At 72.7% G+C, this 22,081-nt stretch carries 25 protein-coding genes; 9 read left to right on the top strand and 16 right to left on the bottom strand.

The window, feature by feature from the left end; genetic code table 11:
• Positions 1 to 286: 286 nt before the first annotated feature.
• Positions 287 to 1,144, bottom strand: a complete 858-nt coding sequence (locus F4558_RS08090) for a M15 family metallopeptidase (RefSeq protein ID WP_376767501.1) — start codon at positions 1,142 to 1,144, stop codon at positions 287 to 289.
• A gap of 65 nt (positions 1,145 to 1,209) precedes the next feature.
• Entirely contained in the window at positions 1,210 to 2,214 is a 1,005-nt protein-coding gene (locus F4558_RS08085; protein WP_167943686.1) for an acetylxylan esterase, read from the bottom strand.
• Between the two features lie 251 nt (positions 2,215 to 2,465).
• Here F4558_RS08085 and F4558_RS08080 point away from each other — a divergent pair, with 251 nt between their 5' ends.
• Positions 2,466 to 3,503 carry a LacI family DNA-binding transcriptional regulator gene (locus F4558_RS08080; protein ID WP_053656290.1) on the top strand — a complete coding sequence of 346 codons (1,038 nt, stop codon included), beginning with the start codon at positions 2,466 to 2,468 and terminating at the stop codon, positions 3,501 to 3,503.
• Positions 3,504 to 3,745: 242 nt separating this feature from the next.
• Here the strand turns inward: F4558_RS08080 and F4558_RS08075 are convergent, their stop codons facing one another.
• The 5 genes from F4558_RS08075 to F4558_RS08055 all read right to left on the bottom strand — a co-directional run bounded on the left by F4558_RS08075 (position 3,746) and on the right by F4558_RS08055 (position 9,614).
• Positions 3,746 to 4,651: a peptidylprolyl isomerase gene (locus F4558_RS08075; protein ID WP_231640063.1), complete on the bottom strand. Its 906-nt coding sequence runs from the start codon at positions 4,649 to 4,651 to the stop codon at positions 3,746 to 3,748.
• Between the two features lie 71 nt (positions 4,652 to 4,722).
• Complete coding sequence (locus F4558_RS08070; protein ID WP_369814801.1) at positions 4,723 to 5,823, bottom strand: D-alanyl-D-alanine carboxypeptidase family protein; 1,101 nt, start codon at positions 5,821 to 5,823, stop codon at positions 4,723 to 4,725.
• A 466-nt stretch (positions 5,824 to 6,289) separates the two neighbouring features.
• Positions 6,290 to 6,709, bottom strand: a complete 420-nt coding sequence (locus F4558_RS08065; RefSeq protein WP_053656273.1) for a protein-tyrosine phosphatase family protein — start codon at positions 6,707 to 6,709, stop codon at positions 6,290 to 6,292.
• A 463-nt stretch (positions 6,710 to 7,172) separates the two neighbouring features.
• Positions 7,173 to 7,760: a hypothetical protein gene (locus tag F4558_RS08060; protein ID WP_167943685.1), complete on the bottom strand. Its 588-nt coding sequence runs from the start codon at positions 7,758 to 7,760 to the stop codon at positions 7,173 to 7,175.
• Between the two features lie 1,059 nt (positions 7,761 to 8,819).
• Entirely contained in the window at positions 8,820 to 9,614 is a 795-nt protein-coding gene (locus F4558_RS08055; protein WP_053656885.1) for a DedA family protein, read from the bottom strand.
• 82 nt (positions 9,615 to 9,696) lie between these two features.
• Here F4558_RS08055 and F4558_RS08050 point away from each other — a divergent pair, with 82 nt between their 5' ends.
• On the top strand, positions 9,697 to 10,395 hold the full coding sequence (locus tag F4558_RS08050; RefSeq protein WP_053656883.1) for a carbon-nitrogen hydrolase family protein: 699 nt from the start codon (positions 9,697 to 9,699) through the stop codon (positions 10,393 to 10,395).
• Positions 10,396 to 10,498: 103 nt separating this feature from the next.
• Here the strand turns inward: F4558_RS08050 and F4558_RS08045 are convergent, their stop codons facing one another.
• Entirely contained in the window at positions 10,499 to 10,840 is a 342-nt protein-coding gene (locus F4558_RS08045; RefSeq protein WP_167943684.1) for a DUF1330 domain-containing protein, read from the bottom strand.
• 87 nt (positions 10,841 to 10,927) lie between these two features.
• Between F4558_RS08045 and F4558_RS08040 the strand changes: the two genes are divergently transcribed.
• The 3 genes from F4558_RS08040 to F4558_RS08030 are packed head-to-tail and all read left to right on the top strand — an operon-like array spanning position 10,928 to position 12,770.
• Positions 10,928 to 11,749 carry a helix-turn-helix domain-containing protein gene (locus F4558_RS08040; RefSeq protein ID WP_167943683.1) on the top strand — a complete coding sequence of 274 codons (822 nt, stop codon included), beginning with the start codon at positions 10,928 to 10,930 and terminating at the stop codon, positions 11,747 to 11,749.
• A 48-nt stretch (positions 11,750 to 11,797) separates the two neighbouring features.
• A complete protein-coding gene (locus F4558_RS08035; RefSeq protein WP_053656976.1) occupies positions 11,798 to 12,238 on the top strand; it encodes a VOC family protein in 441 nt (146 codons plus the stop codon).
• A 34-nt stretch (positions 12,239 to 12,272) separates the two neighbouring features.
• Positions 12,273 to 12,770, top strand: coding sequence for a DinB family protein (locus F4558_RS08030; protein WP_053656876.1), 498 nt, complete (start codon positions 12,273 to 12,275; stop codon positions 12,768 to 12,770).
• A 4-nt stretch (positions 12,771 to 12,774) separates the two neighbouring features.
• On the opposite strand, the gene F4558_RS08025 is transcribed toward F4558_RS08030, so the two are convergent.
• The 4 genes from F4558_RS08025 to F4558_RS08010 form a co-directional block, all read right to left on the bottom strand.
• On the bottom strand, positions 12,775 to 14,385 hold the full coding sequence (locus F4558_RS08025; protein ID WP_167943682.1) for a serine/threonine-protein kinase: 1,611 nt from the start codon (positions 14,383 to 14,385) through the stop codon (positions 12,775 to 12,777).
• A gap of 122 nt (positions 14,386 to 14,507) precedes the next feature.
• On the bottom strand, positions 14,508 to 14,711 hold the full coding sequence (locus F4558_RS08020) for a hypothetical protein (RefSeq protein WP_053656872.1): 204 nt from the start codon (positions 14,709 to 14,711) through the stop codon (positions 14,508 to 14,510).
• Between the two features lie 2 nt (positions 14,712 to 14,713).
• Positions 14,714 to 15,778, bottom strand: a complete 1,065-nt coding sequence (locus F4558_RS08015) for a LacI family DNA-binding transcriptional regulator (protein WP_167943681.1) — start codon at positions 15,776 to 15,778, stop codon at positions 14,714 to 14,716.
• Between the two features lie 182 nt (positions 15,779 to 15,960).
• Positions 15,961 to 16,344 (bottom strand): zinc-binding dehydrogenase, encoded by a 384-nt coding sequence (locus tag F4558_RS08010; protein ID WP_209273223.1) that lies wholly within the window; start codon positions 16,342 to 16,344, stop codon positions 15,961 to 15,963.
• On the opposite strand from F4558_RS08010, the gene F4558_RS08005 reads away from it, so the two are divergent.
• Positions 16,337 to 16,555, top strand: a complete 219-nt coding sequence (locus tag F4558_RS08005) for a winged helix-turn-helix transcriptional regulator (RefSeq protein ID WP_209273898.1) — start codon at positions 16,337 to 16,339, stop codon at positions 16,553 to 16,555. The genes F4558_RS08010 and F4558_RS08005 overlap by 8 nt on opposite strands.
• Here the strand turns inward: F4558_RS08005 and F4558_RS08000 are convergent.
• Positions 16,543 to 17,430 carry a Sco1979 family transcriptional regulator gene (locus F4558_RS08000; protein WP_167943680.1) on the bottom strand — a complete coding sequence of 296 codons (888 nt, stop codon included), beginning with the start codon at positions 17,428 to 17,430 and terminating at the stop codon, positions 16,543 to 16,545. The genes F4558_RS08005 and F4558_RS08000 overlap by 13 nt on opposite strands.
• 138 nt (positions 17,431 to 17,568) lie before the next feature.
• Positions 17,569 to 17,808, bottom strand: coding sequence for a DUF397 domain-containing protein (locus F4558_RS07995; RefSeq protein WP_053656862.1), 240 nt, complete (start codon positions 17,806 to 17,808; stop codon positions 17,569 to 17,571).
• Between the two features lie 266 nt (positions 17,809 to 18,074).
• Between F4558_RS07995 and F4558_RS07990 the strand changes: the two genes are divergently transcribed.
• A complete protein-coding gene (locus F4558_RS07990; RefSeq protein WP_167943679.1) occupies positions 18,075 to 18,728 on the top strand; it encodes a GGDEF domain-containing protein in 654 nt (217 codons plus the stop codon).
• A gap of 134 nt (positions 18,729 to 18,862) precedes the next feature.
• Here F4558_RS07990 and F4558_RS07985 read toward each other — a convergent pair whose 3' ends face one another.
• Entirely contained in the window at positions 18,863 to 19,354 is a 492-nt protein-coding gene (locus F4558_RS07985) for a type II toxin-antitoxin system PemK/MazF family toxin (protein WP_167943678.1), read from the bottom strand.
• Positions 19,355 to 19,530: 176 nt separating this feature from the next.
• On the opposite strand from F4558_RS07985, the gene F4558_RS07980 reads away from it, so the two are divergent.
• Entirely contained in the window at positions 19,531 to 20,046 is a 516-nt protein-coding gene (locus F4558_RS07980) for an NUDIX hydrolase (protein ID WP_167943677.1), read from the top strand.
• Between the two features lie 51 nt (positions 20,047 to 20,097).
• A complete protein-coding gene (locus F4558_RS07975; protein WP_209273222.1) occupies positions 20,098 to 21,483 on the top strand; it encodes a serpin family protein in 1,386 nt (461 codons plus the stop codon).
• A 32-nt stretch (positions 21,484 to 21,515) separates the two neighbouring features.
• Here the strand turns inward: F4558_RS07975 and F4558_RS07970 are convergent, their stop codons facing one another.
• Entirely contained in the window at positions 21,516 to 22,028 is a 513-nt protein-coding gene (locus F4558_RS07970) for a DUF2267 domain-containing protein (RefSeq protein ID WP_167943676.1), read from the bottom strand.
• Positions 22,029 to 22,081 lie beyond the last annotated feature (53 nt).

The raw sequence follows: 22,081 nt of genomic DNA, 5'->3' as shown, positions 1-22,081 counted from the left end.
AACCGACAAACGATCTTCCGCACTGCGGAACGCTGTTCCCACTTGTACGCTAAGCTCTGCCTCGCCGGCAGGTCAACGTCTCGGGCACCCTGAGCTGGATGACGATCTGGGCGCCGGCACGCTCCCCTCGGCCGCGGGGCGCTCAAGCCGGCCGAGGGGAGCGCTGGCCCCACGCACTCACCGGACCCGGCGCAGGTCGGGGTGCGCACGTCTGGGCGCCCGCTTGTCCGGGGCAGCCCACTTCTCCAGGGCAGCTGAACCTGTCCGGGCAGACCCGCCTGTCCGGTCAGCCCACCGACGAGCGCGCCACCGGGGCGGCGAAGAACGTGTCCGGGTACGGCTCGTCGCGGAACCTGTAGTGCCACCACTCGCGGTCGTAGTTGACGAACCCGGCGTCGGCCATCAGCCGCTTCAACAGTTGGCGGTTGGTACGCGCCGTCTCGCTGACGCGGCTGTCGGCCGTGTGCGCCCGCGTGTCGAAGCAGTCGAAACCGGTGCCCATGTCGACGCTGTTGTCGGCGAACCGTTGCCCGACCGGCGCTGTGCAGGCGACCTGCGGCTGCCCCGGCAGGAACGGAGGCTGGCTGGCCGGCGGCTCGTCGACAAGGGTCAGGTCCACGGTGCTGCCACGGCTGTGCGCCGTGGGCGCGCCGATGTAGCCGTCGGCGAAGAGCCGGTCCTTGTCCAGTCGCGGATAGAACTCGGCCTTGGTCTGCTGCTCACGCGGACTCTTCGACCAGGCCACGAAGTCGTCCACCGCCGGCTGCGGGCGGTAGCAGTCGTACACCTTGAGGCTGTGCCCACCGGCGAGCGCGGCGTCCTGTGCCCGGCGCAGCGCCTCGGCTGCCGGCCGGGTCAGCAGGCACAGCGGCTCCGGGTACGCGGCGATCGGCCGACCCACGAAGTTGTGGTCGGTGGCGTACCTGATGTCGCTGTGGATGCGCGGGTCGACGTCGCTCAGCACCACGAACCCCGGCAGCCGGTCCGTGGCGGACGGCCCGGCGCTCGCCGACGCCGGTCCCGGGCTTCCCGACGCCGGCGCGGGAGCCGCCGGCCCCGGGTCGGGGCGCGGGTGCGAGCAGCCGCCCAGTGCCGCGACGAGCGCGAGCACGGCGGCGCCGCCCACCCGGCCTGGCCTGCGCACCCGTTCTGTCTACCAGCCGCACCTCGGGCTCCAGGCCCGATCAACCGACTGCCGTCCGCGACGGATCAACCGGCGACGACCGGGGCCTCTCCCACTGCCTCGGCGTCGTCGACAAGGTGCCCGCGCAGGAACCGCAGCGCCGCCTCGTCGTCGTCGATCCCGCCGGCCTCGTGACCGTTGTACCGCCACACCGCCAGCTCGGTGGGCCCCGCGTGGGCGTTCACTGCGGCGTAGACCCCCGACGGCGGCACGATGTCGTCCATCAGCGCCACCGAGTACCGGGCCGGCCGCTGGCAGCGCCGCGCGAAGTTGACCCCGTCGACGTACGCCAGGGTCGTGAGGACCTGGTCCTCGGCGTCCCGGTGGATGGCCAGGTAGTCGCGGATCTCCCGGAACGGCCGCGCGTCGGTGACCACCACCGAGCGCGGGATGTCGCAGAGGAACGGCACGAGGGCGACCACCGCGCGGACGCCGGGCGCCAACGCGCCGGCCGCGAGGGCCAACGCGCCGCCCTGGCTCTGCCCGAACACCGCCACCCGGGTGGGGTCGACCATCGGCAGGGTACGGGCGGCGTCCACCGCCCGGACCGCGTCGGTGATCAGCCGCCGGTAGTAGTACGTGTGGGGATCGGCGATGCCGCGGGTCATCACACCGGGCACCTCCGGGCCGGCCACGCCCGGATCCCCGGTGACGCCTCGACTCCAGCCGGAACCCTGTCCCCGGGTGTCCATCTGCAGGTGGGCGAACCCCGCCGATGCCCACAGCAGGTTCTCCAGCGGGTGCCCCCGTCCGCCGCCGTAGCCGACGTACTGCACGAGGGTCGGCAGCGCCGCACCTGCCCCGCGAGGCATCCGCAGCCAGGCCCGTACGGGGTGACCGGCGAAGCCCGCGAACGTCACGTCGAACACGTCGATGCTGGTCAGGCCGGTCGACACCGGCTCGACCCGGACCGGCCATCCGGCGGCGCGGGCCTCGGCCAGGGTGCCGGCCCAGAAGTCGTCGAAGTCGCCCGGGTCGGTCACCACGCCACGGTGGTCGCGGAGTTGGGCCTCGGACAGGTCGGTGTACATGGCGTCCTCGGTCCGTCAGTCGACAGGGAACAGGCGGCGGCCGCCGGGCGGCGACGGCGGGTAGCACACCGGAAGGTGCCCGATAACTTACCGGTACCGTTCCGCAACTCCGCCGAACGCTAGAACCGACCTGCCATGTCGTCAACCCACGTCCGTGAGGCAAGATGGCGCGAAGGGGCGGGAACACCGTTCCGGGACAATGGTATGGCGACGGCTTGCGGTCGCTCTTCCGGACCGGTGAGGAGACGCGGGTGGGCGCGGACGACGGACGCAGGGTGACCATCACCGCGATCGCACGGGAGGCCGGTGTTTCGGTGCCGACCGTGTCGCGGGTGCTCAATGGACGGTCCGATGTGGCCCCGGACACCCGGGAACGGGTCGAGGAGCTGCTGCGCCACCACGGCTACCGGCGCCGCAGCAGCCGCAGCGTCCGCCGCGCCGGCCTCGTCGACCTGGTCTTCAACGACCTGGACAGCCCTTGGGCCGTGGAAATCATCCGCGGCGTGGAGGACGTCGGGCACGGCGCCGGCGTCGGCACCGTGGTCTCCGCGATCCACAGGCAGCCCACCGCCGCCCGGCAGTGGCTGCAGAACCTGCGGACCCGGGCCACCGACGGCGTCATCTTCGTGACGTCACACCTGAGCCCGCCCCTGCACGCCCAACTCCGTCGCCTCAACGTGCCGGTGGTCGTCGTCGACCCGGCAGGCGTGCCGGCCATGGACGTACCGACCATCGGCGCCACCAACTGGGCCGGCGGGCTCGCCGCGACCGAGCACCTGCTGGCCATCGGGCACCGACGGATCGGGTTCGTGGCCGGGCCCACGCACCTGCTGTGCAGCCGCGCCCGCCTCGACGGCTACCGGGCCGGCCTGGAGGCGGCAGGCGTGCCGGTGGACGACGCGCTGATCTACCCGGGCGACTTCTACCACGCCTCCGGCTTCTCCGGCGGCACGGCACTGCTCGACCTGGACGACCCGCCGACAGGCATCTTCGCCGCCAGCGACCAGATGGCCTTCGGTGTGTACGAGGCCATCCGGCGTCGCGGCCTGCGAGTACCCGACGACGTCAGCGTTGTGGGCTTCGACGACCTGCCCGAGGCCCGCTGGGCGTCACCGCCACTGACCACTGTGCGTCAACCGCTTGTCGAGATGGGCCGGCTGGCGGCCCGGACGGTGCTGCGACTGGCCCAGGGCGAGAGCATCGACTCACCCCGGGTGGAACTCGCCACCGAACTTGTCGTACGGGACAGCACCACCGCGCCGCCGACCGGGTCGCCGCACCTGTCATGACGGGCTGAATCGAGTCGGATCCTGGGTTCGCCAGTACCGGTCCGGCAGCCGAAATTTTCGGTCCGCCAGCCGTCGCTCGCACTGCTGACCTTCGCCCGGCTCGGCGACGACGGTCCCGCCCGCACGTGGCTGGGCGACTTCACCGACGATCCCGCTCTCACCTGGCTGCGCGACCTCACCACGACCCGGCCCCTGACGTACCGGCGCGGGGGCGACCCGAGTCGCCCACCGCGCCGTACGCCTCAGTGGTGGTGGTGGGAGCGGACGGCCCGCCGGATGTCGACAGGTAGCGCGGGCGCGCCGTCGACCGGTGCGGGATCCTCGGCCGTCGGCGCCACTCCCCCGGCGGCGATCCGGTCCAGGGTCGCCAGCCCGGCGGCGTCGACCTCGCCGAAGATCGTGTAGTTGGGGCGCAGCGCTGAGTCGGCGTACACCAGGAAGAACTGGCTGCCGTTGGTGTCCGGCCCCGCGTTGGCCATGGCCAGCACGCCCCGGGCGTAGAGCCGGCGGACACCGGTCGGGTCGGTCGGCGCCGGCGGCAGGTCGGTCGGCAGTTCATCGCGGTAGCGGTAGCCCGGGCCGCCCTCGCCCGTGCCCGACGGGTCGCCGCACTGCAGGACGCTCAGCGTGGGGTACGCGGTGAGCCGGTGGCACGAGGTGCGGTCGTAGAACCGCTTGCCGACCAGGTGCAGGAAGCTCTGCACGGTGCACGGCGCGGCCTCCCGGTCCAGGGTCAACCCGATCGGCCCGTGGTTGGTGGCCAGGGTCACCCGGACGGTACCCCGAGCGGGCGTACGGCGGGGATCGGGCGGCAGCGGCACAGGGCGGGCGGCCGGCTCGTCAGGCGTCTCGGTGTACGCGCAGGGGCCGTGCGTGGTGCGCGGCGGACGCTCGGCGGCCGGCGACACGGCGGACGCCGTCAGCGCGTCGCGGGCCGCGCTCGGCACGGTCAGGGCGTCGCGGGCCGCGCTCGGCGCGCCTGATTCCGTCAGCGCGTCGCGGGCCGCGCTCGGTGCCGCCACCGCTGCGGCGGAGGCGCCGGCGACCAGCGCCCCGGCGAGCGCCGCCACGCCCGCGAGGCGGGTGAGCGCGCGCACCGGCCGGCGGGGTACCGCCGCACCGGAGGTCGGTTCGAGTTCACTCGACACAGGGATCCTCCTGGACTCGTGGTGCCAGAACGACCGGAGTCTATGGATCCCAGAGCCGGTTGTCGATTCGTTCAGGGCAGCCGGCGGCGGCGCCACAGCAGCCCGCCCAGCAGCACCAGCACCCCCGCGCCACTCACGGCGGTCACCAACCACAGCCAGCCCGCGCCGGGGTGCGGGCCGCTGGCAGCGGCCGGCCGGGGCGCACCGGGTGCGGCCAACGCCGACGGCGCGGCAGACGGCGTGGCGGTCAGTTCGCCGGGCTCGACCAGCCGGCCCACGGCGGCATCACGGGGCAGCGAGAAGCCCCAGTCCAGCAGTGCTGCACCCTGCTCCCAGCCGCGCATCGGCGCCGGCTCGGCACCCAGCAGCGTCACCACGAGCCGTCGCCCGTCGCGCTCCGCAGCACCCACGTAGGTGTGCCGGGCCAGGTCGGTGAAGCCCGTCTTGCCGCCCAACGCGCCCGGGTACCGGTAGATCAGCTGGTTCTCGTTCTGGATCTGGAAACCCTTGGTGCGCTGCGCGGGCTGGGCCGGAATGGTCGTCTGCTCGGTGAGCGCGTACCGCCGGAAGGTCGGCTGGGCGAAACAGGCGCGGGCGATCAGCGCCAGGTCGTACGCGCTGGTGAACTGGCCCTTGCTGTCCAGGCCGGACGGGGTGACAGCGTGCGTCTGGAGCGCGCCGAGGCGGTACGCCTGCTCGTTCATGGCGCGGACGCCACCGGCCGCCCCGTCGGACCCGCCGCCCAACCGGGCCAGGGCGTTCGCCGCCTCGTTGCCGGAGTTGAGCAGCAACCCCAACCAGATCGTCTCGATCGTGTACCGGCCACCCGCGACCAGGCCCACTGCCGACGAACCGGGCTCGATGTTCATGTCCGCCGGGGTGACGGTGACCGTCTGCTTCGGGTCGAGCCGGGGCATCATGGTGGCCGCCAGCAGCAGCTTCTGCACGCTGGCCGGCGTGCCGTACTCGTGCGGGCCGCAGCCCCCGAGCACCTGCCCGGTGTCCAGGTCGGCGACCAACCACGACGTGGCGGTGATCGCCGGAGGAGCGCCCACGCCGGCCGGCACGACCAGGCCGCTGGTGGCCAGCCCGGCGCCGCCGACGGTCCGCTGCTCGGGAACGTCAGGCGGGGGCGTGGGCCGGGGCGGCCGGGACACCGCAGGCGCCGGCACGCGAGGGCACCGCACGGCCGGCGCGGCACCGGCCGGCGCGGCGGCAGTCCCTGACGCTCCAGCCTGTGGGGCGACGGCCTCTCTCGCGCCGACGGCGCTTGCTGCCCCAGCCTGTGTGGCGACGGCTCCTCTCGCGCCGACGGCCCTTGTTGTCCCTGCCTGCGTGGCGGCGGCTCCTCTCGCGCCGACGGCCCTTGTTGCCCCAGCCTGCGTGGCGGCGGTCCCCGTGCCGGGAGCCGCCGATGCAGGCGCGGTGGCCGGCGCCGGAGCGACCAGGGCGACGGTCGCCGTCACCGCCAACAGCGCAGCTCTCATGTGCCCGACCCTAGTCAACAAGATCGCCCGGCGGGACCGGATGCCGCCACGGATCGTCTCGGTCACGGGCGGGCCGCCTCTACGGGCACACCCGCCGACCTGGTGGCCACGGGCGGCACTGCCAAGCGACTACGCCAGCCAAACCCACAGGTCAGGCGACGTACCGTAGCCACCGCCGCTGCCAGGGCGTCTCCACCGCCTTCGGGTGATAGCCCGCCCGCACCCACGGCACCGCCCGCTCGACGGGCAGACCGTCGAGGATCGCCAACGCCGCCAACGCCGTACCCGTACGACCCACCCCGCCCTTGCACGCCACCTCGACGCGCTCACCGTCGTACGCCCGCCGCAGGGCGTCCCGCAAGGCGTCGAGCGCGTCCGCCCGGTCCAGCGGGACCCAGAAGTCGGGCCACCGGATCCGCCGATGAGGCCAGGGCGGCACCGGGCCGGGCGCCAACAGCAGGGCGAAGTCAGCCGGCGACGCGGTCGCGGTGACACGGCGTCCGCGCACCGTCGCCCCACCGGGCAGTACGAGCACACCCGACTGCTCGGACCAGGGCTGCGCGACAGTCACCGGAGCATTGTGCCGCGAATCAAGCACCTGTCGGGCACCCGAGCCGGAGACAGTGCCGCCCCCGACCGGGTGGGTCGGGGGCGGCACCGGTGTCGGTGTGCAGGTCGCCTCTCGGCGAGTGGCGCGACGCGGCTCCAGCCTGACGGTATTCCGCGACGGCGATATTAGGTGAGGCCCGGGGACACTGGATCACACCGACACTGTCCACAACCCGCCCCACCACAACCTTGTTCCCAACCCGCACCCGCACCTACTGTGCCCGTCGCGCGGCACCCGCACCTGCTGTGCCCGTCGCGCGGCACTCGCGCCCGTCGCGGGGCTGAATCTTGGACAGTTTCCGTCCGTGGCTAACGGAAACTGTCCAAGATTCAGCGACGGCGGGTATGCGGGCGGTGGACATGCCGCTGGCCGGCACCCCGGAGTGGGGTGCCGGCCAGCGGATCTTGCGGTGCTGTGAGGTGGGTCAGCTGTTCCAGTACTGGGCGACCAGATCAGCGGCCTGCTGCTCCCACTGGGCGTAGGCGTCCGGGTACGCCGACACCTGCACCGTCTGCGCGGCCACGGTCAACGGCATGTCCTGCCACCCGTCAACCTGCTTCAAACCCTTCAGAAAGGCGGTGGTGGAGTAGTCGGGGTCGGTGATCTGCTCCGGCGTACCCCAACCACTGGAGGGGCGCTGCTGGAACAAGCCCTGCGAGTCATGATCGTTGCGGTCACCCAGGTGACCCAGGTTCTCCAACTTCGACTCCTGCAGACTCGTACCGATCGAGATCACCGCAGCCCGCTCAGGCATGCCGGCCTTCTTCGTCGCGGCGATGATCGCCTTCACATTCGCGGTCTGCTCGTCGTTGAGGGCGATCCGGGACTGCGCGCCCTGCGTACCGTGCGGGATCAACTTGCCGGTGTCAGGCTTGCCGGCCTGCACCGCGACCGCGACGGGCTTGCCATCCACCGGGGTGGCGGCGTGAGCAGCGATGGGGCCGGCGAAAACACCACCGGCGAACGCGAGACCAGCAACCGACAACATGCTCTTACGAATGATCGTGTTCATGGGGGTAGCTCCTTCGGGGGTAGGAAACACCCACACACCACCGGGGGGCGGCGCACGGGTGTCAGCACCTCGTCCGGCGCTGCACAAACAACAAAGGGGGGAAAGTCATTCACGGCGGCCGGGCGCGGGGGCGCCTCTAGCGGCCGGTCCATGTGTAACCACCCGGGGGCCGGGGCCATTCCCGGGGTCGGCCATCGTTTCGCAAAGCCGATTGGACGAGCCCGTAGGTCAAGTCCGTGGGTCAGTCCCTGAGGTGCCGGCGAGTCGCTGGCGCGGGCTCTGCTCTCGAACGTCGGGCATCGCCCGCCGCTGGTGCGGTCGCTCAGCCAGTGTGTAACCACCGGGCCGGGCCGCGCATTCCGACCACGTCGAGCGGGCCGGGCAGCGCTTCCGGCCGAGCAGTGCATCCTCCCCGTGAGGGGTGGCCTGCGGTCGGCCGTACTGCGATCGTCAGGGTATGTAACCCGGCCGGGGCCGCCACGATTCCGGCCTGAGGATGCCACCGGTCACACCCCGAAACCCCCCACCAGTGGACTTACCACCCACACCACGCCTGCGGACGCCGACCGAACCGGGCACCCAGGCGATGATCGACTCGGTTCCTTGAAACCGGGGCATCCACCCCAGCCGGACACACCGACTACAAGGAACCCGAGTCGATCAAGGGCTGCGTGCGGTCAACCCGCGCTGAAAGGAGGGCGGAGGGCTGAGACGCTGACTCTAGGGACCACCCATACGGGGGCAAAGCGGGCCAGGACACCGCGCCGGCACCCAGCCGCGCCGTGCACCAGCCACACAGCGCACCCAGGCCGCGCAGCGAACCAGCTCACGCAGCACGCCAGCTCACGCAGCACGCCGATGCCGCGCAGCGCACCCGACCACACAGCGCATCCAACTCAGGCAACGCACCACGCCACACAGCGCGCCCACGCCACACAGCGCACCCTCACCCACAGCGCAGCCCGACCACGCAGCTACGCCCGGACCGGACAGCGCCCACCCGCGCACTCCCGCCCCGACCACGCAGCCACCCGGGCCCGGCCTGGCGCTGCCGTTACATCAGTGCTCGTGGGGGTTTTGTGAGCCGCTCCGGTAGAGCGTTCCGCGCCCACTCGGGTCGGGCACTCCCGGCGTCGGGGGGATCGGGTCGGGAGTGACCTCAACGACGGGCTCGGGGTTGCGGGCCGCGCGGCGGGCGCGCAGTACGCGGGACCCGACGAACCAGGCCACGCCGGCCACACAGACCACGATGACGACGTTCTGGAGGATGCCGACGTAGCCCTCGACGAGGTGCCAGTTGTCGCCGAGCAGGTAGCCGGCCAGCACGAAGGTGCTGTTCCAGATGAGGCTGCCGAGCGTGGTGTAGAGCAGGAAGATCCGTACCGGCATCCGTTCCACCCCGGCGGGGATGGAGATCAGGCTTCGGAAGATCGGAATCATCCGGCCGAAGAAGACGGCCTTCACGCCGTGCCGTAGGAACCACGCCTCGGTCCGGTCCACGTCGCTGAGCTTCACCAGCGGCAGCCGCTGCACGATGGCGCGCGTTCGGTCACGCCCCAGTGACGCGCCGATGTAGTACAGCGCCAGGGCACCGACCACCGATCCGAGCGTCGTCCAGAAGATCGCCCCGGCGAGGCTCATCCGGCCCTGCGCGGCCACGAACCCCGCGAGCGGGAGGATGATCTCGCTTGGGATCGGCGGGAACAGGTTCTCCAGTGCCACCGCCAGGCCAGCGCCCGGCCCACCGAGTCGTTCCACCAGGTCGGTGACGTAGCCGACGATGCCATCCTGTGGCGGTTCGGCCGCGGCGGCGGGGGTTCCGGTGGCGAGCACGGCGTGGGACGTTCGAATCATGCCCCCACGCTACGAAGTGTTCCTGAGAGTCGGCCACGCGGGCCACCGCCCGACCGAGCACGCCTCCCCTTCCGGAGGAGGCGTGCAGCACCGTACCCCACTGCGGCTCGCGGCGGCGCAACCTCCGTGCGCACCTCTGGATGTCGCGGAGAACGCGCGGGCGCACGCCGCCGCTGTCCGCGCGGCGCGCGCCCGGGTTGTCGTTTTTCCGGAGCTGTCTTTGACGGGGTACGAGTTGCAGGGGCCTGTCGTGTCGGTCGAGGATCCCCGGTTGGCGCCGCTGGTCGAGGCGTGCGCCGAGACGGGCACCCTCGCGCTGGCCGGCGCGCCGGTGGCCGGTGAGCACATCGCCACGCTGGCGGTGACCGGCGACGGCGTGACGATCGCGTACCGGAAGATGTGGCTGGGGGACGTGGAGGCCCGCCGGTTCCGGCCGGGCGACGCGCCGGCGGTGCTGGATGTGGACGGCTGGCGTGTCGGGCTGGCGATCTGCAAGGACACGGGCGTCGCCGCGCACGCGGCGGAGACGGCCGCGCTGGGGATCGACGTGTACGCGGCGGGCGTGCTGGAGTCGGCGTGCGACGCGGCGGTGACGGACGGGCGGGCGCGGCGGATCGCCACGACGCACGGGGTGTGGGTGGCGGTGGCGAGCTTCGCGGGGTCGACGGGTGGTGGCTATACCGAGGCGGCCGGCGGGTCGGCGATCTGGTCACCTGCGGGCGAGGTGCACGCACAGGCGGGCACCGAGCCCGGCTCGCTGGCCCGGGCCGACATCGGCTGACGGCACCGGGCCAGCCGGCGAAACGGAGTCCTCCGTCACCTCGCCTCGCCTCGCTAGTGGCGAGCCGTCACCTGCTTCGGCGGGCCAGGCTGGCGGCGGGCCGTCACGCGCTTTGGCGGGCAAGGCTCGCGGCGAGCTCGGCTGAACTGTGGTCGGGCTCGACTCCGTCGGCCAGGATCACGTCGCCAGCGATGTGCCGTGTCCGGAAGGGCTTGATCTCCTGGTAGTCGCTGGAGTCGTACCAGGCGCGGGCCGTGGGCAGGTCGGGAAACTCGATGATCACCAGATGGCCCGGCCAGGTACCCTCCAGGACCTCGACGTCGCCGCCGTGGACGAGGAACCGGCCGCCGAAGGGGGCAAGGGTGGCGTCGATGCGGCGCAGGTACTCCAGCACGTCGGCGTGGGTGGATGCGGTGCGCAGATGCGCAAGTCCGTACGCGGTCATGGGGAGATGGTCCCGAGGCTGCCGGTGCCCTGTCGATTACCTCGCAGGTAATGGTTCGTGCGCAGCCGCTGTCACTAGGGTCGAGGCGTGACGACCACGGCAGGGCCCGCGCGCGGCGTCGGGGAGTTGCTGCGCGACTGGCGCCGAACCCGCGGGATGAGTCAGCTCGACCTGTCGATCGAGGCGGGGGTGTCGGCCCGGCATCTGAGCTTCGTGGAGACCGGGCGGTCGCGCCCGAGTCCGGAGCTGATCCTACGGCTGGCCGAGCAGCTCGACCTGCCGTTGGCGGCCCGCAACACGGTCCTGCTCGCCGGTGGCTACGCGCCCGCGTACTCCACTCACGAGCTGACCGATCCGGAGTTGGACCCGGTGCGCGCTGCAGTGCGGCAGATCCTCGACGGTCACAGCCCGTACCCAGCGCTGCTCGTCGACAAGCACTGGCACCTTGTCGAGGCCAATCCGGCAGTGGCCCTGTTCACCGCTGGCGCGGACCCCCGCCTACTGAGCCCCCCGGTGAACGTGCTGCGGCTCAGCCTGCACCCCGACGGCATGGCTCCGCGCATCCTCAACCTGCCGCAGTGGCGCGCCCATCTGCTGAGCCGGCTGCGCCAGCAGGCAGTGACGAGCAACGACCCGATCCTGTACGACCTGCACGAGGAGCTTCGCGGCTACCCCGGCGACGACGCCCACGAGACGCCGATCAGCACGGCGGTGTCACGCATCGTCGTTCCGCTGCGCTACCGCCATGACGGCCGGGAGATGTCCTTCCTCAGCACCACCACCCTCTTCGGTACGCCGCTGGACGTCACAGTCGCCGGATTGGCCGTCGAGGCCTTCTTCCCGGCCGACCCTGCGACCACCGCGTCGCTTCAGGCCCTCGCCGGCCCGGGAGCCGCTCACCGTCCCTGACAGACGGTGGGTGCCGACTTGTCGTACGCCCCGGGCAGGATCAGTGTCATGGACGCACTTCCCTCCCGACTGTCGGTTGTCACAGTGGGCGCCCGCGACATGGGCCGGCTGCGGTCGTTCTACCGCTCGCTGGGCTGGCCCGAGTCGACGGGCAGCGACGACAGTTGGTCGGCGTTCCTGCTCGGCGGCGTTCTGTTCGCGCTCTTTCCGCTGCCGGAGTTGGCCGCCGAGGCGGCACCCGGCGTGCCCGGTCCGACCGGCGGCTGGTCCGGGGTGACCCTGGCCTGCAACGTCGACAGCCGGGCCGAGGTCGACACGGCTTTCGCCGCAGCGGTCGCGGCGGGTGCGACGGTGGTGGCCGAGCCTACCGACCGGCCCTGGGGTGGGCGCTCTGCCTACATCGCCGATCCCGAGGGCAACCGTTGGGAGGTCGCATGGGCGGGAACGGCCCGCTTCGACGAGCGCGGCGCCCTGGTCTCCTTCGGTTGAACACCGTCCCGGCCGGTGGCCTTAGGCTGCGGTCATGACGTCCCTTCCGGTGACCTTCGCCTCCGACGTGGTCGGCGCTTCCGCACATGAGCAGTTCGAGGCTTTCATCGACGAGCACCGCAACGCGCTCGACGGCTGTCTGGACGGGTTGACCGAGGAGCAGGCGCGCCTGTCGTTGGTGCCGTCCCGTACGACCCTGCTCGGCCTGGTGAAGCACGTCACGTTCGTCGAGAAGGTGTGGTTCGACGAGGCCGTAACGTGCCGGTCCCGCGCCGAGATCGGCTTACCGGAGTCGTCGGAGGATTCGTTCCTCCTCGACGCCGACGACACGATCGCCAGCGTGCGGCAAGCACACCGGGAGGCGTGTGCGGCGTCCCGCCGGGCGACGGCCGCCCTGGGTCTGGACGACGTGCTGCGCGGAAACCGGCGGGGGCCGCTGCCGCTGCGCTGGGTCTATCTGCACGTGCTGCGGGAGTTGGCGCAGCACTGCGGGCACGCGGAGATCCTCCGCGAGCAGATCCTCGCCGAGTAGCGCGTCAGTCGTCGGTGCGGCCGGTGGCGGCAGTGGTCGCCTGGGTGAGCAGGGCGTCGAGCTGGGCGCCCGTACGCGCCGACATCTCGCGCCGCTCGACCAGCTTGGCGATGCGTTCCCGCAGGTCGGCGATGTTGCGGGCGCGGTCGCGTGGCCGGCTGCCCAGGTCGGCGAGGTCGTCGCGCAGGTCCTCGGCGGTCCTGCGGTCGATGTCGCCGCGCGCCTGCGCCTGGGCAAGCACCGCTGTGAACTCGCCGGTCACCTGCCACAGGCTCACCGGCACCTGCTGGCCGAACGTCCGGGTCGGAGTCGGAGTCGGTGCGCTGGTGGTGGGCGGCGGCGCGGCCGGTGACGTCGGCCTCGGCGACTGTGTGGTGGGCGAGGGCGTCGGGGAGTTGGTGGCGGACGGGGCGGCGAGCTGCGAGGTATCGGGTGACTCAGGCGAGTCGGGGCCCTGGGTGAGCAGCGCGCCGAGCCCGACCACTGCCGCGAGCCCGGCGGCGGTCAGCACGGCGAGCGGCCGGCGGGACCGACGCCGACGGGGTGCGGTGCCCGCCGGTGCGGTAGCGGCCGGTGCGGTAGCCGCCAGCGGGGTGGCGGCCGGCGCGAGGACCGCTGGGGTCGCCGAGCGGTCGATGAGCGTGGGCGGGTGGACTGCTTGGGTCGACGACGGGACGTGCGCCATCTCCGTGGACCGGTTGCCCGTCGGAGCTGGCGACGGGAGACGCATCATCTCGGTGGGCGGATGGGCTGCCGCCGAGTGCGGAAAGCCCAGCATCTCCGGCTCGACAGGCTGCGCGGTGCCGAACCGGCGGGCGATCCGGGCGGCGCTCGGCCGGTGGGCCGGATCGGTGGCGAGGCAGGTGAGGGTCAGCTCGGCGATGTCGGCCGGCAGGCCGGGCACCCGCAGCGGCGGCACCGGCGTGCGCTGCCGGTGCACCCTGAGGGCGTCCTCCCAGCTCTGCACTGGCAGCGGCGCCTGGCCGGTGAGCAGGCGGTAGAGCAGCGCGCCGAGGGCGTACACGTCGCTGGCCGGGTCGGGTGGGCCAGCGGCGAGGCGCTCGGGGGCGAAGTAGGCGGGGGTGCCCATCAGCGGTTCGCCGGATCGGCTGTCGAGCCCGCCGAGCGCGGCGATGCCGAAGTCGAGCACCTTGGCACCAGTGTCGGTGAGCATGACGTTGCCCGGTTTGACGTCCCGGTGCACCACGCCGATGCGGTGCGCGGCGGCCAGCGCGGCGGCGATCTGCCCGGCCACCCGGACCGCCTCCGGCCAGGGCATCGGCCCGGACCGCAGGCGATCGGCGAGGTTGTGCCCGTCGACCAGCTCCATCACCAGGTATGGCACTACCACTCCGCCGGCCAGTGTCGCCTCGGCGTAGTCGTACACCTGGGTCACGTGCGGGTGGGTGAGCCGGGCGGCCGCGCGGGCCTCGCGCCGGATGGTGGCCATCAGGTGCGGGTCGGCGGCGAGCTGCCCGGCGAGCACCTTCACCGCGACGGGCCGGCCGAGCACTTCGTCGTCGGCCCGCCACACCTCGGACATGCCGCCGAGGCCGATCCGCTCGTGCAGCACGTAGCGGTCGTGGAGGCGGAGGGCAGGCGTGAACTGTGACATGGCCTCACCAGTCTGCCTGGCCCTTCCCCGCTCGACCACCCGCGCCGCCCGGTGCCGACCCGCCCGTTCCCCGCGTACCGAAATGGGGTGTTGCGCGGGTGGCACCGGGCCTGACGGGCAGGTCAGGAGCAGCGGGGGGTGGACGGCACCGGTCGCGGCTGGATCCGGTCGGCGAGCCGGTGCAGGACACCGGCGGCGGCCTGCCGGGTCGGCGCGAGCAGCGCCCGGCGGGGCCGCTCGACCTGGACGGGGGCGTCCGGTCGGGCCGAGTTGACGTGACGGTTCATGGCGTCGAGAGCGGTGACGTATCCGGTCGGGAATTCCATGGTCAACTCCTCGGGACAGGTCCGGTGGAGGACCGGACGATGAGCGCGGTGGGCAGCAGCACGTGACCGGCTGCGGGGTCCGTGGGTGGGTCGAGCAGCAGTTCGGCGGCGATCCGGCCCTTCTCCTCGGCCGGTTGCCGGACGGTGGTGAGGCCGGCGGTCGCGGCCTCGGGAATGTCGTCGAAGCCGGTCACCGAAACCGGCGGGTTGGTGTTACCCGGCCGCTGGGCCAGCGCGTCGAGCACGCCGAGGGCGAGCACGTCGGAGCCGGCCAGCACGGCTGTCGGCGGTGCGGGCCTGTCGAACAGCCCGGCGACGGCGGCGACTCCGGCGGCCCGGCTGTTGCCCGCAGCGCTGACCAGCGTCAACTCGCCCCAGTCGACGCCGACCTCGGCGAACGCGTCGGCGAAGCCGGCAAGCCGGTCGCGGGTGGTCGGATGCCACACCTCGTCCGCCCCGGCCAGGGTGACCGGGCCGGTCGACGCGTCGGGCAGCACGGCGTCGGCGAGCAGGGCGACCCGGCGGTGGCCGAGGCCGGCCACGTGCGCGGCGATGCGGTGGGCCGCCGCGCGCTCGTCGATGCCGACGAACCGGTCGTCGGGGCCGGCGTCCTCGCGGGCCGCAGTGGTGACGAACGGCAGGCCACGCTCCCGGATCACGTCCAGCGCCCATTCCTCGTCGGCGGCGCAGTAGACACAGAAGCCGTCGACTGCGGCGTTCTCCACCGCCCGCCGGGCGTCGGTCTGGGCCGGCGGCAGCGGCACCAGCAGCATGCTGGTGCCGTGCCGTTCGGCGGCGCCGCCGACCCCGGCGAGGAAGCGGACCGCGAAGGGGTCGGTGAAGGCGTACGACAGTTGCGAGGTGAACAGCACCCCGATCGAGCCGACGAAGCCGCGACGCAGGGAGCGGGCGGTGGGGTTGGGACCGGGGTAGCCGAGCTGCCGGGCTGCGTCGAGGATCCGCTCGCGCAGGGCGGCGGAGAGCTGGTCGGGGCGACTGTAGGCGTTGGACACGGTGCTGCGGGAAACGCCCACGGCCTCCGCGACGGCTTGCAGTGTTGGCCTCACCCGGCACCCCTCTGGATCGATTCAGAACTGTATCGATCCAGAGATTAGCGTGACACGTCGGCGTCGGTCAATAGCGAACCTTCAGGGCACTAGCACCAGACGCCCCCGCAGACCTCCGGCGGCCAGCCGCTCGTGCGCCGCCGCCACCTCAGCCAGCGGCAACCGATCGGCCAGTCGCAGGCTCAACTGCCGCTGTCGACAAGCGCTGACAACTCCGCCAACCGGGCGCCGTCGGCGCAGACCTCCTGAACGACGACCCGGGTGGCCCGCAACGGCGGCGGGGCGAACGGCGCCACCAGCGCCACGAACGTTCCCCCGCCCCGCATCGCCTCGTGAGCCGCGACGCCGACGACCGCGGCGTCGACCACCGCGTCCACCCCACCCGGAACCACTGCGCGCACCGCCGCGCCCAACCGGTCGGTACGCGGCACGAACCAGTCGGCGCCCAGCCCGCGTACCAACTCCTCGTCCCGGGGGTCTGCCACCGCTACGGTCCGCACACCGCGCAGCGCCGCCAGTTCGAGCAGCAGACCACCCACCCCGCCGGCCGCCCCGGTGATGCTCACCCAGACGCTGCGCAAACTGGAGCGCGAGGGCCTGGTGAGCCGGTCGGTGACCGCTGGCGTGCCGGCCCGGGTCGACTACCAGCTGACGCCGCTGGGCGAGAGCCTGCTGCCCGTGCAACGGGCCATCAAGGCGTGGGCAGAAACGCACATCGCCGAGGTGCACGAGGCCCGAGCCCGCTACGACGACGCGGACGTGCGTCAGTGCGGGTAGGCGTCCTTCAGCAACCGGGCGAGGATCTCCGGGGTGCGCTCCGGCGGTTCGGCCTCCACGCAGAGCCGCTCCATGGCCACTGCGTAGTACTCGAGGTCGTCGCGCTTGTCGAGGTAGAGAGCGCTGGTGAGCTGTTCGATGTAGACGATGTCGGGCAGCTCCTGATCACCGAAGCGCAGGATGGTGAAGGCGCCGCCGGCCGCCGCGTGGCCACCGGCCGCGAACGGGATGATCTGGAGTCGGATGTGGGGCGACCTGGTCGCCTCGATGAGCGCCTCGATCTGCCCGCGCATCACCTCGACGCCGCCGATCGGCCGGCGTAGCGCCGCCTCGTCCACCACGACCCAGAGCTGCGGCGGACGATCACGACGCAGGATTTCCTGGCGCTGCATCCGCAACGCCACCCGGCGATCGATCTCGGCCACGTCCGCCGCGCTGTGCCCGAGCAGGACGACCGCGCGGGCGTACTCCGGGGTCTGCAGGAGGCCGGGCACGAACTGCACCTCGTAGCTGCGGATCAGCGCCGCCGCGGCCTCCAGCCCCAGGTACGACTGGAACCAGCTGGGCAGGACGTCGCCGTAGCGGTGCCACCACCCCGGGCTGTTGGCGTCCCGGGCGAGCTTGAGCAGCGCCTCACGCTCCTGCCCGTCCGTGACGCCGTACAGGGTGAGCAGGTCGGCCACGTCGCGTTCCTTGAACCCGACGCGGCCCAGCTCCATCCGACTGATCTTGGACTCGGACGAGCGGATCTCCCAGCCGGCGCCTTCGCGGGTCACCCCGCTGGCCTCCCGCAGCCGGCGCAGTTGGGCACCGAGCAACATGCGCAGCACTGTCGGCCCCGTTGTCGGGCCGCCCTCGGCGGGAACCATCGTCACGTGCGGGCCTCCGGATACCGACCACTTGGTCGGGCATCCGGCCCGGCCGACGTGTAAGCATGCCATGGACCGTCGGTGAGATGAACTCCTCCGGAGCGGTGAATCAGTCCCGTTCCCGGGACGCGCCTGTCGGAGCGCTCAGTTGATCAGATGATCGAAGTCACCGTCACGGGCGCCGAGCACGAAGGCGGCGATCTCGTCCACTGTGTAGATCAGCGCCGGCCCTTCAGGATGCCGCGAGTTACGGACGGCGATGCCTGCTCCCCCGGGCAGTTCGGCGATTTCGACGCAGTTGCCGCTGGGGTTGCTGCGACGGCTCTTCAGCCAGCTCAGCGGAGGCAACTGATGGATCGGAACGCCATTGGGTGGCTGCTGCATGAGAGGCGTCTTTCTGCTCACGAGCCCGCCGGTGCCCGTGGGAGGAGCGGTTGACGGCGAGGGTGCGGTAATCGACATCGGACGTATGCACGTGCATCTGCTATTGCATCTGCACCGGACGGCGAGCATGATAACGCACGTGAACGGTGCTTATCCGTTCACTTTGAGTGACCCACCGTGGGCACCAATGGGGAGAAATGGGCCCGACGCGGCACCCGCGCCGCGTCGACCGACGGCTGGAGGCGGTCGCGGTGATGGGAGGTCTCGTGCCGGATCCGATGAGCGTCGCCTCCGGCATCTGTGCGGCGGGAGCGCTGCTGTCCTCCTGGCAACTGCGCCGACGGGCGCTACGCGCCGAGGCCGAGATCGAGCACCTCCAGGCCGAGCTCGCCGCCGAACGGCACGCCGCCAGCCACGACCCCCTCACCGGGCTGCCCAACCGGCGTGCCTTCTACCGCCTCGCGGCCGCACTCCTCACCGACGCCGGCGGCCAGCCACTGATCGCCATCGTGCTCGACCTCGACGACTTCAAGCAGATCAACGACCGGTACGGGCACGCCGCCGGCGACCAGGTGCTGATCAGCGTCGCCGACCGCCTGGCCGGCTTCGCCGGGGACAACCTCGTCGCCCGCCTCGGCGGTGACGAGTTCGCCGGCCTGCTCGCCAGCCCGATCGTCGACCGGCGCTGGATCGAGCACGCCACCCGCCGGCTCAGCGAAACCGTCGCCGCACCGATCCGGCTCAGCGGATGCAGCAGCGTCCGGGTGACCGCGTCCGTCGGGCTCGCCCCGGTGACCGGCCCCGCCCAACTCACCGAGGCGCTCAGCCGCGCCGACGCGGCCATGTACCAGGCGAAGAGCCTCTCCGCCGCCAGGCCGGCCCGCCAACTCACCGACAGCACCCGCCTCGTGGAGCGCTGATCCCCTGATCGGCTACGAGCGTCGGTGTCCACCACGCCATCGGCCAGGTGTAGCAGGTACTCAACGAGGTCCGCTTCACCTGCGCGCGCAGGCCGGCGGCCTCCACGCGGCCGGCGGGCTTCACCGGGGTACGGTCAGCGCCAGCCGTAGCCGGCGCGCAGCGCCTGCCCCACCCGGTCGAACCGGGGCCGGTCCAGCACGGCGCCCTCCCGGCGGATGCTGTCCTCGCGCATGGTGAGCACCCGGTCCAGCCGGACCCAGCTGGGCCGGTTGTCCCGGTCCCACTCGCCAGGGCCGAGCGCGAACCAGTGCCGCTGCCCGTCCCGGTCGCTCTGGCTGGACAACATCAGCCCGAACAGGGTCCTGCTGTGCCGCCCCACCACCAGCACCGGACGGTCCTTGCCCTGACGGGGGTCGTCCTCGTACGGCACCCAGGTCCAGACGATCTCCCCCGGGTCGGCGTGGCCGTCCCGCTCGGGGGCGTACGTCAACTCCCGCCGCTGCAACGCACTGACCTGCCGGGGACGGGCCACCCGTGCGGGTGCCGGCCCGGACCGTCGGGGCGACGGGATAGCCGCGCCGACCCGGGAGATGCGTTGCGCCACGTTCCTCAACAGACCAGCCACGGCGGGCAGCCTACCGGCCCCGGTCCGAGCGCCCGGAGCCGGCGCGGCGACAGGGCGCCGCGTGGCGCGGGGGCGGCGCAGTGCCGCGTGGCGCGCGGCGCGGCGGCAGAGCGCCCGATCGGAGCAGGCACGGCGGCAGAGTTCGGCCGGAGCCGGTGCTGCGGCAGACTGGCCCGATGAGCGAGCTGCCCGACGACCTGCCGGTGTGGGAGCGGCGCGCGGTGCGTGTGGTGGTCTGTGACGCCGACGACCGGGTGTTGCTGTTCCACACCCGCGACCCGGACCATCCCCGGCTCGGCACCTGGTGGGAGCTGCCCGGCGGCGGCATGGACCCCGGCGAGACGTACCGCGACACCGCCGTCCGGGAACTGCGCGAGGAGACCGGCATCGTGGTCACCGGCGACCAGGTGGGGGCGCCGAACTGGCGACGGCGGGCGAGTTTCCTGCACAGGCAGCTGCGCCACGTCCAGGACGAGGTGATCGTCGCGGTGCGGCTGGCCGGGCCGGGGCCGGACGTGGACGAGGCGCACCGGCTGGACTACGAGCGGGAGGACTACTTCGGCTTCCGATGGTGGCCGCTGCCGGAGGTGGTGGCCAGCACGGAGCGGTTCTACCCGGGCCGGCTCCCTGAGCTGATCACGCCGTTTCTGGCCGGCGAGAGCATCGACGAGCCGTTCGAGCTGTGGTCGTGACCCACCGCCGGTGAGGATGCCGGACCGGGCGACGGCGGGCAGAGTGGGGGCATGACGACCGACATGCACGGGCCGCTGTCCGCGTACGCCGAGCGGCTGCACGCCACGATCGGCGACCGGCACCACGTCGCCTCCCCGCTCGGCGCCTGGCTGCTGCTCGCCCTCAGCGCGGCAGCGGCGGACCCCGACCCGGCAGTTGACTCTGACCCGACCGCTGGCTCCGGCTCCACGGCCGGATCTGATCCGGCAGCCGATGCGCTGGCGGAGGCTCTGGGCACGGACCTGGGCAGCGCGGCGGAGGTCGCCCGCGCGCTGCTGAACGCGCCGCACCCGCTTGTCGCGTCCGCCACAGCGCTCTGGCACCGACCAGGTCAAGACCTCGACGGTACGACAGGATGGCGGGCGGCGTTGCCCGCGACGACCGAGGTGGGCGCGTTGCCCGAGCAGGCCGGGCTGGACGCGTGGGCACGCGAGCACACCGATGGGCTGATCGAGACGTTCCCGCTGAAGGTCAGCCCGGACGTGGTCTTCGCCCTCGCCAGCGCTCTCGCGACCCGGATCTCGTGGGCCGAGCCGTTCGAGGTCGCCGACGCCCGTACGCTCGGCCCCGGCAGCGCCTGGGCACGTGACCTGCGCCGCGTACTCCGCAGCCCGGGCCACGGCCACCAGTGCGCCATCGTGACGACCGCGCGAGCCGGTGACGTGATCATGCATGCCGCGCCGGCGCAGACAGCCGACGGGGCGGGGCTCGTGGTGCTCTCAGTTGCCGCCGCGCCGGAGGTGCCGCCGGCCGATGTGCTGGCCGCCGCGTACCACCTCAGCGCCGGCGTGGTCGACGGCGCCGAACCGGCCGGACGGCGGTCCCTGTTCGACCTTCCGCTCGGTGATGCTCCGCTGTGGACGGTTCGGGAGGAGCAGGTGCGGACCCGGGCCCGCGACGGCCGCGAGGAGCGGCACAGCGCGGTGCTTCCCTGCTGGTCGGCCCGCAGCGACCACGACCTGACCGCCGAGTCGCTGGGCTTCCCGGCGGCCACCGCCGCGCTGGCGCGAGCGCTGGGCCAGCCGGCGCAGGGCTTCGAGGCGCGGCAGGTGGCGATGGCGCGCTACGACCGGTACGGCTTCGAGGCCGCGGCGGTGACCGGCATGTTCGGAACGGTGAGCCTGCCGCCGGAGGGCGTGGCACGCATCGCCGAGCTGCGCTTCGGCCACCCCTACGCCGTGGTGGCCATAGCCACCGACACCCGAGCAGGCGGCGCCGGCCGGCAGGCGGACAGGGCGGACACCCGAACCGACGGAGTCGGCCGGCGGGCGGACGGGGCCGCCACCTGGGAGGACAGGGCCGACGGGCCGGCCGACGGCGCCGAGGGCTCGTCGTGGCACGGAGTGCCGGTCTTCTCCGCCTGGGTCGCCGAACCCGAGGAACTATCCGGCGCCTGACGCGCTCGCCGTCCACGACCGACTCGCCGAAGTCAGAGGTCGGGCAAAGCGGGCAAGCCGGGCGCGGCATCGCCGTCGCGGGGCAGTCGTGCCACCATTTCGCGGAACTCGCGTACGGTCACCGCCTCGCGCAGGGTCGCGAAGACCGCCCCGGTGCCGGCCCGTGCCGTAGCCGGGTCCACCCCGGCGCGCTGGCCCACCCGGCGGAGGAATTCCGCCGGCCCGGCGTCTGCCGGAGGCACGTCCGAAGGCAAGCCCGGCACATCCGAGGATGAGCCCTCCAGGTCCGGGGGCAGGCCGGGCAGATCTGACGGCGAGCCGGGCACGTCCGAGTGAGACGGCGGCGCGAAGTCGTTCAGATAGCCGTCCACCTGGTCCGGAAGGTGCCCGACCAGGTCGTCGGGCACGCCGCCGGTGACTCGTTCGGCCATCGTCTGGAGTACGGCGCGAGCGAGGGCGACGGCCTGCTCGGTCGGCAGGCCGGACCGTCGGGACACCGCGTCGATGAAGTGCGGAAACCCGCCGCCGCCCGCGCTGTCGGTCACGCCCGGCGGTTACCCACGCCCGGTGCCGGCAAACGGCGCTGCCAGCGCAGGCC

The organism is Micromonospora profundi (assembly GCF_011927785.1).
Classification (GTDB): Bacteria; Actinomycetota; Actinomycetes; order Mycobacteriales; family Micromonosporaceae; genus Micromonospora; species Micromonospora profundi.
This window is presented reverse-complemented; position numbering and strand designations above follow the sequence as displayed.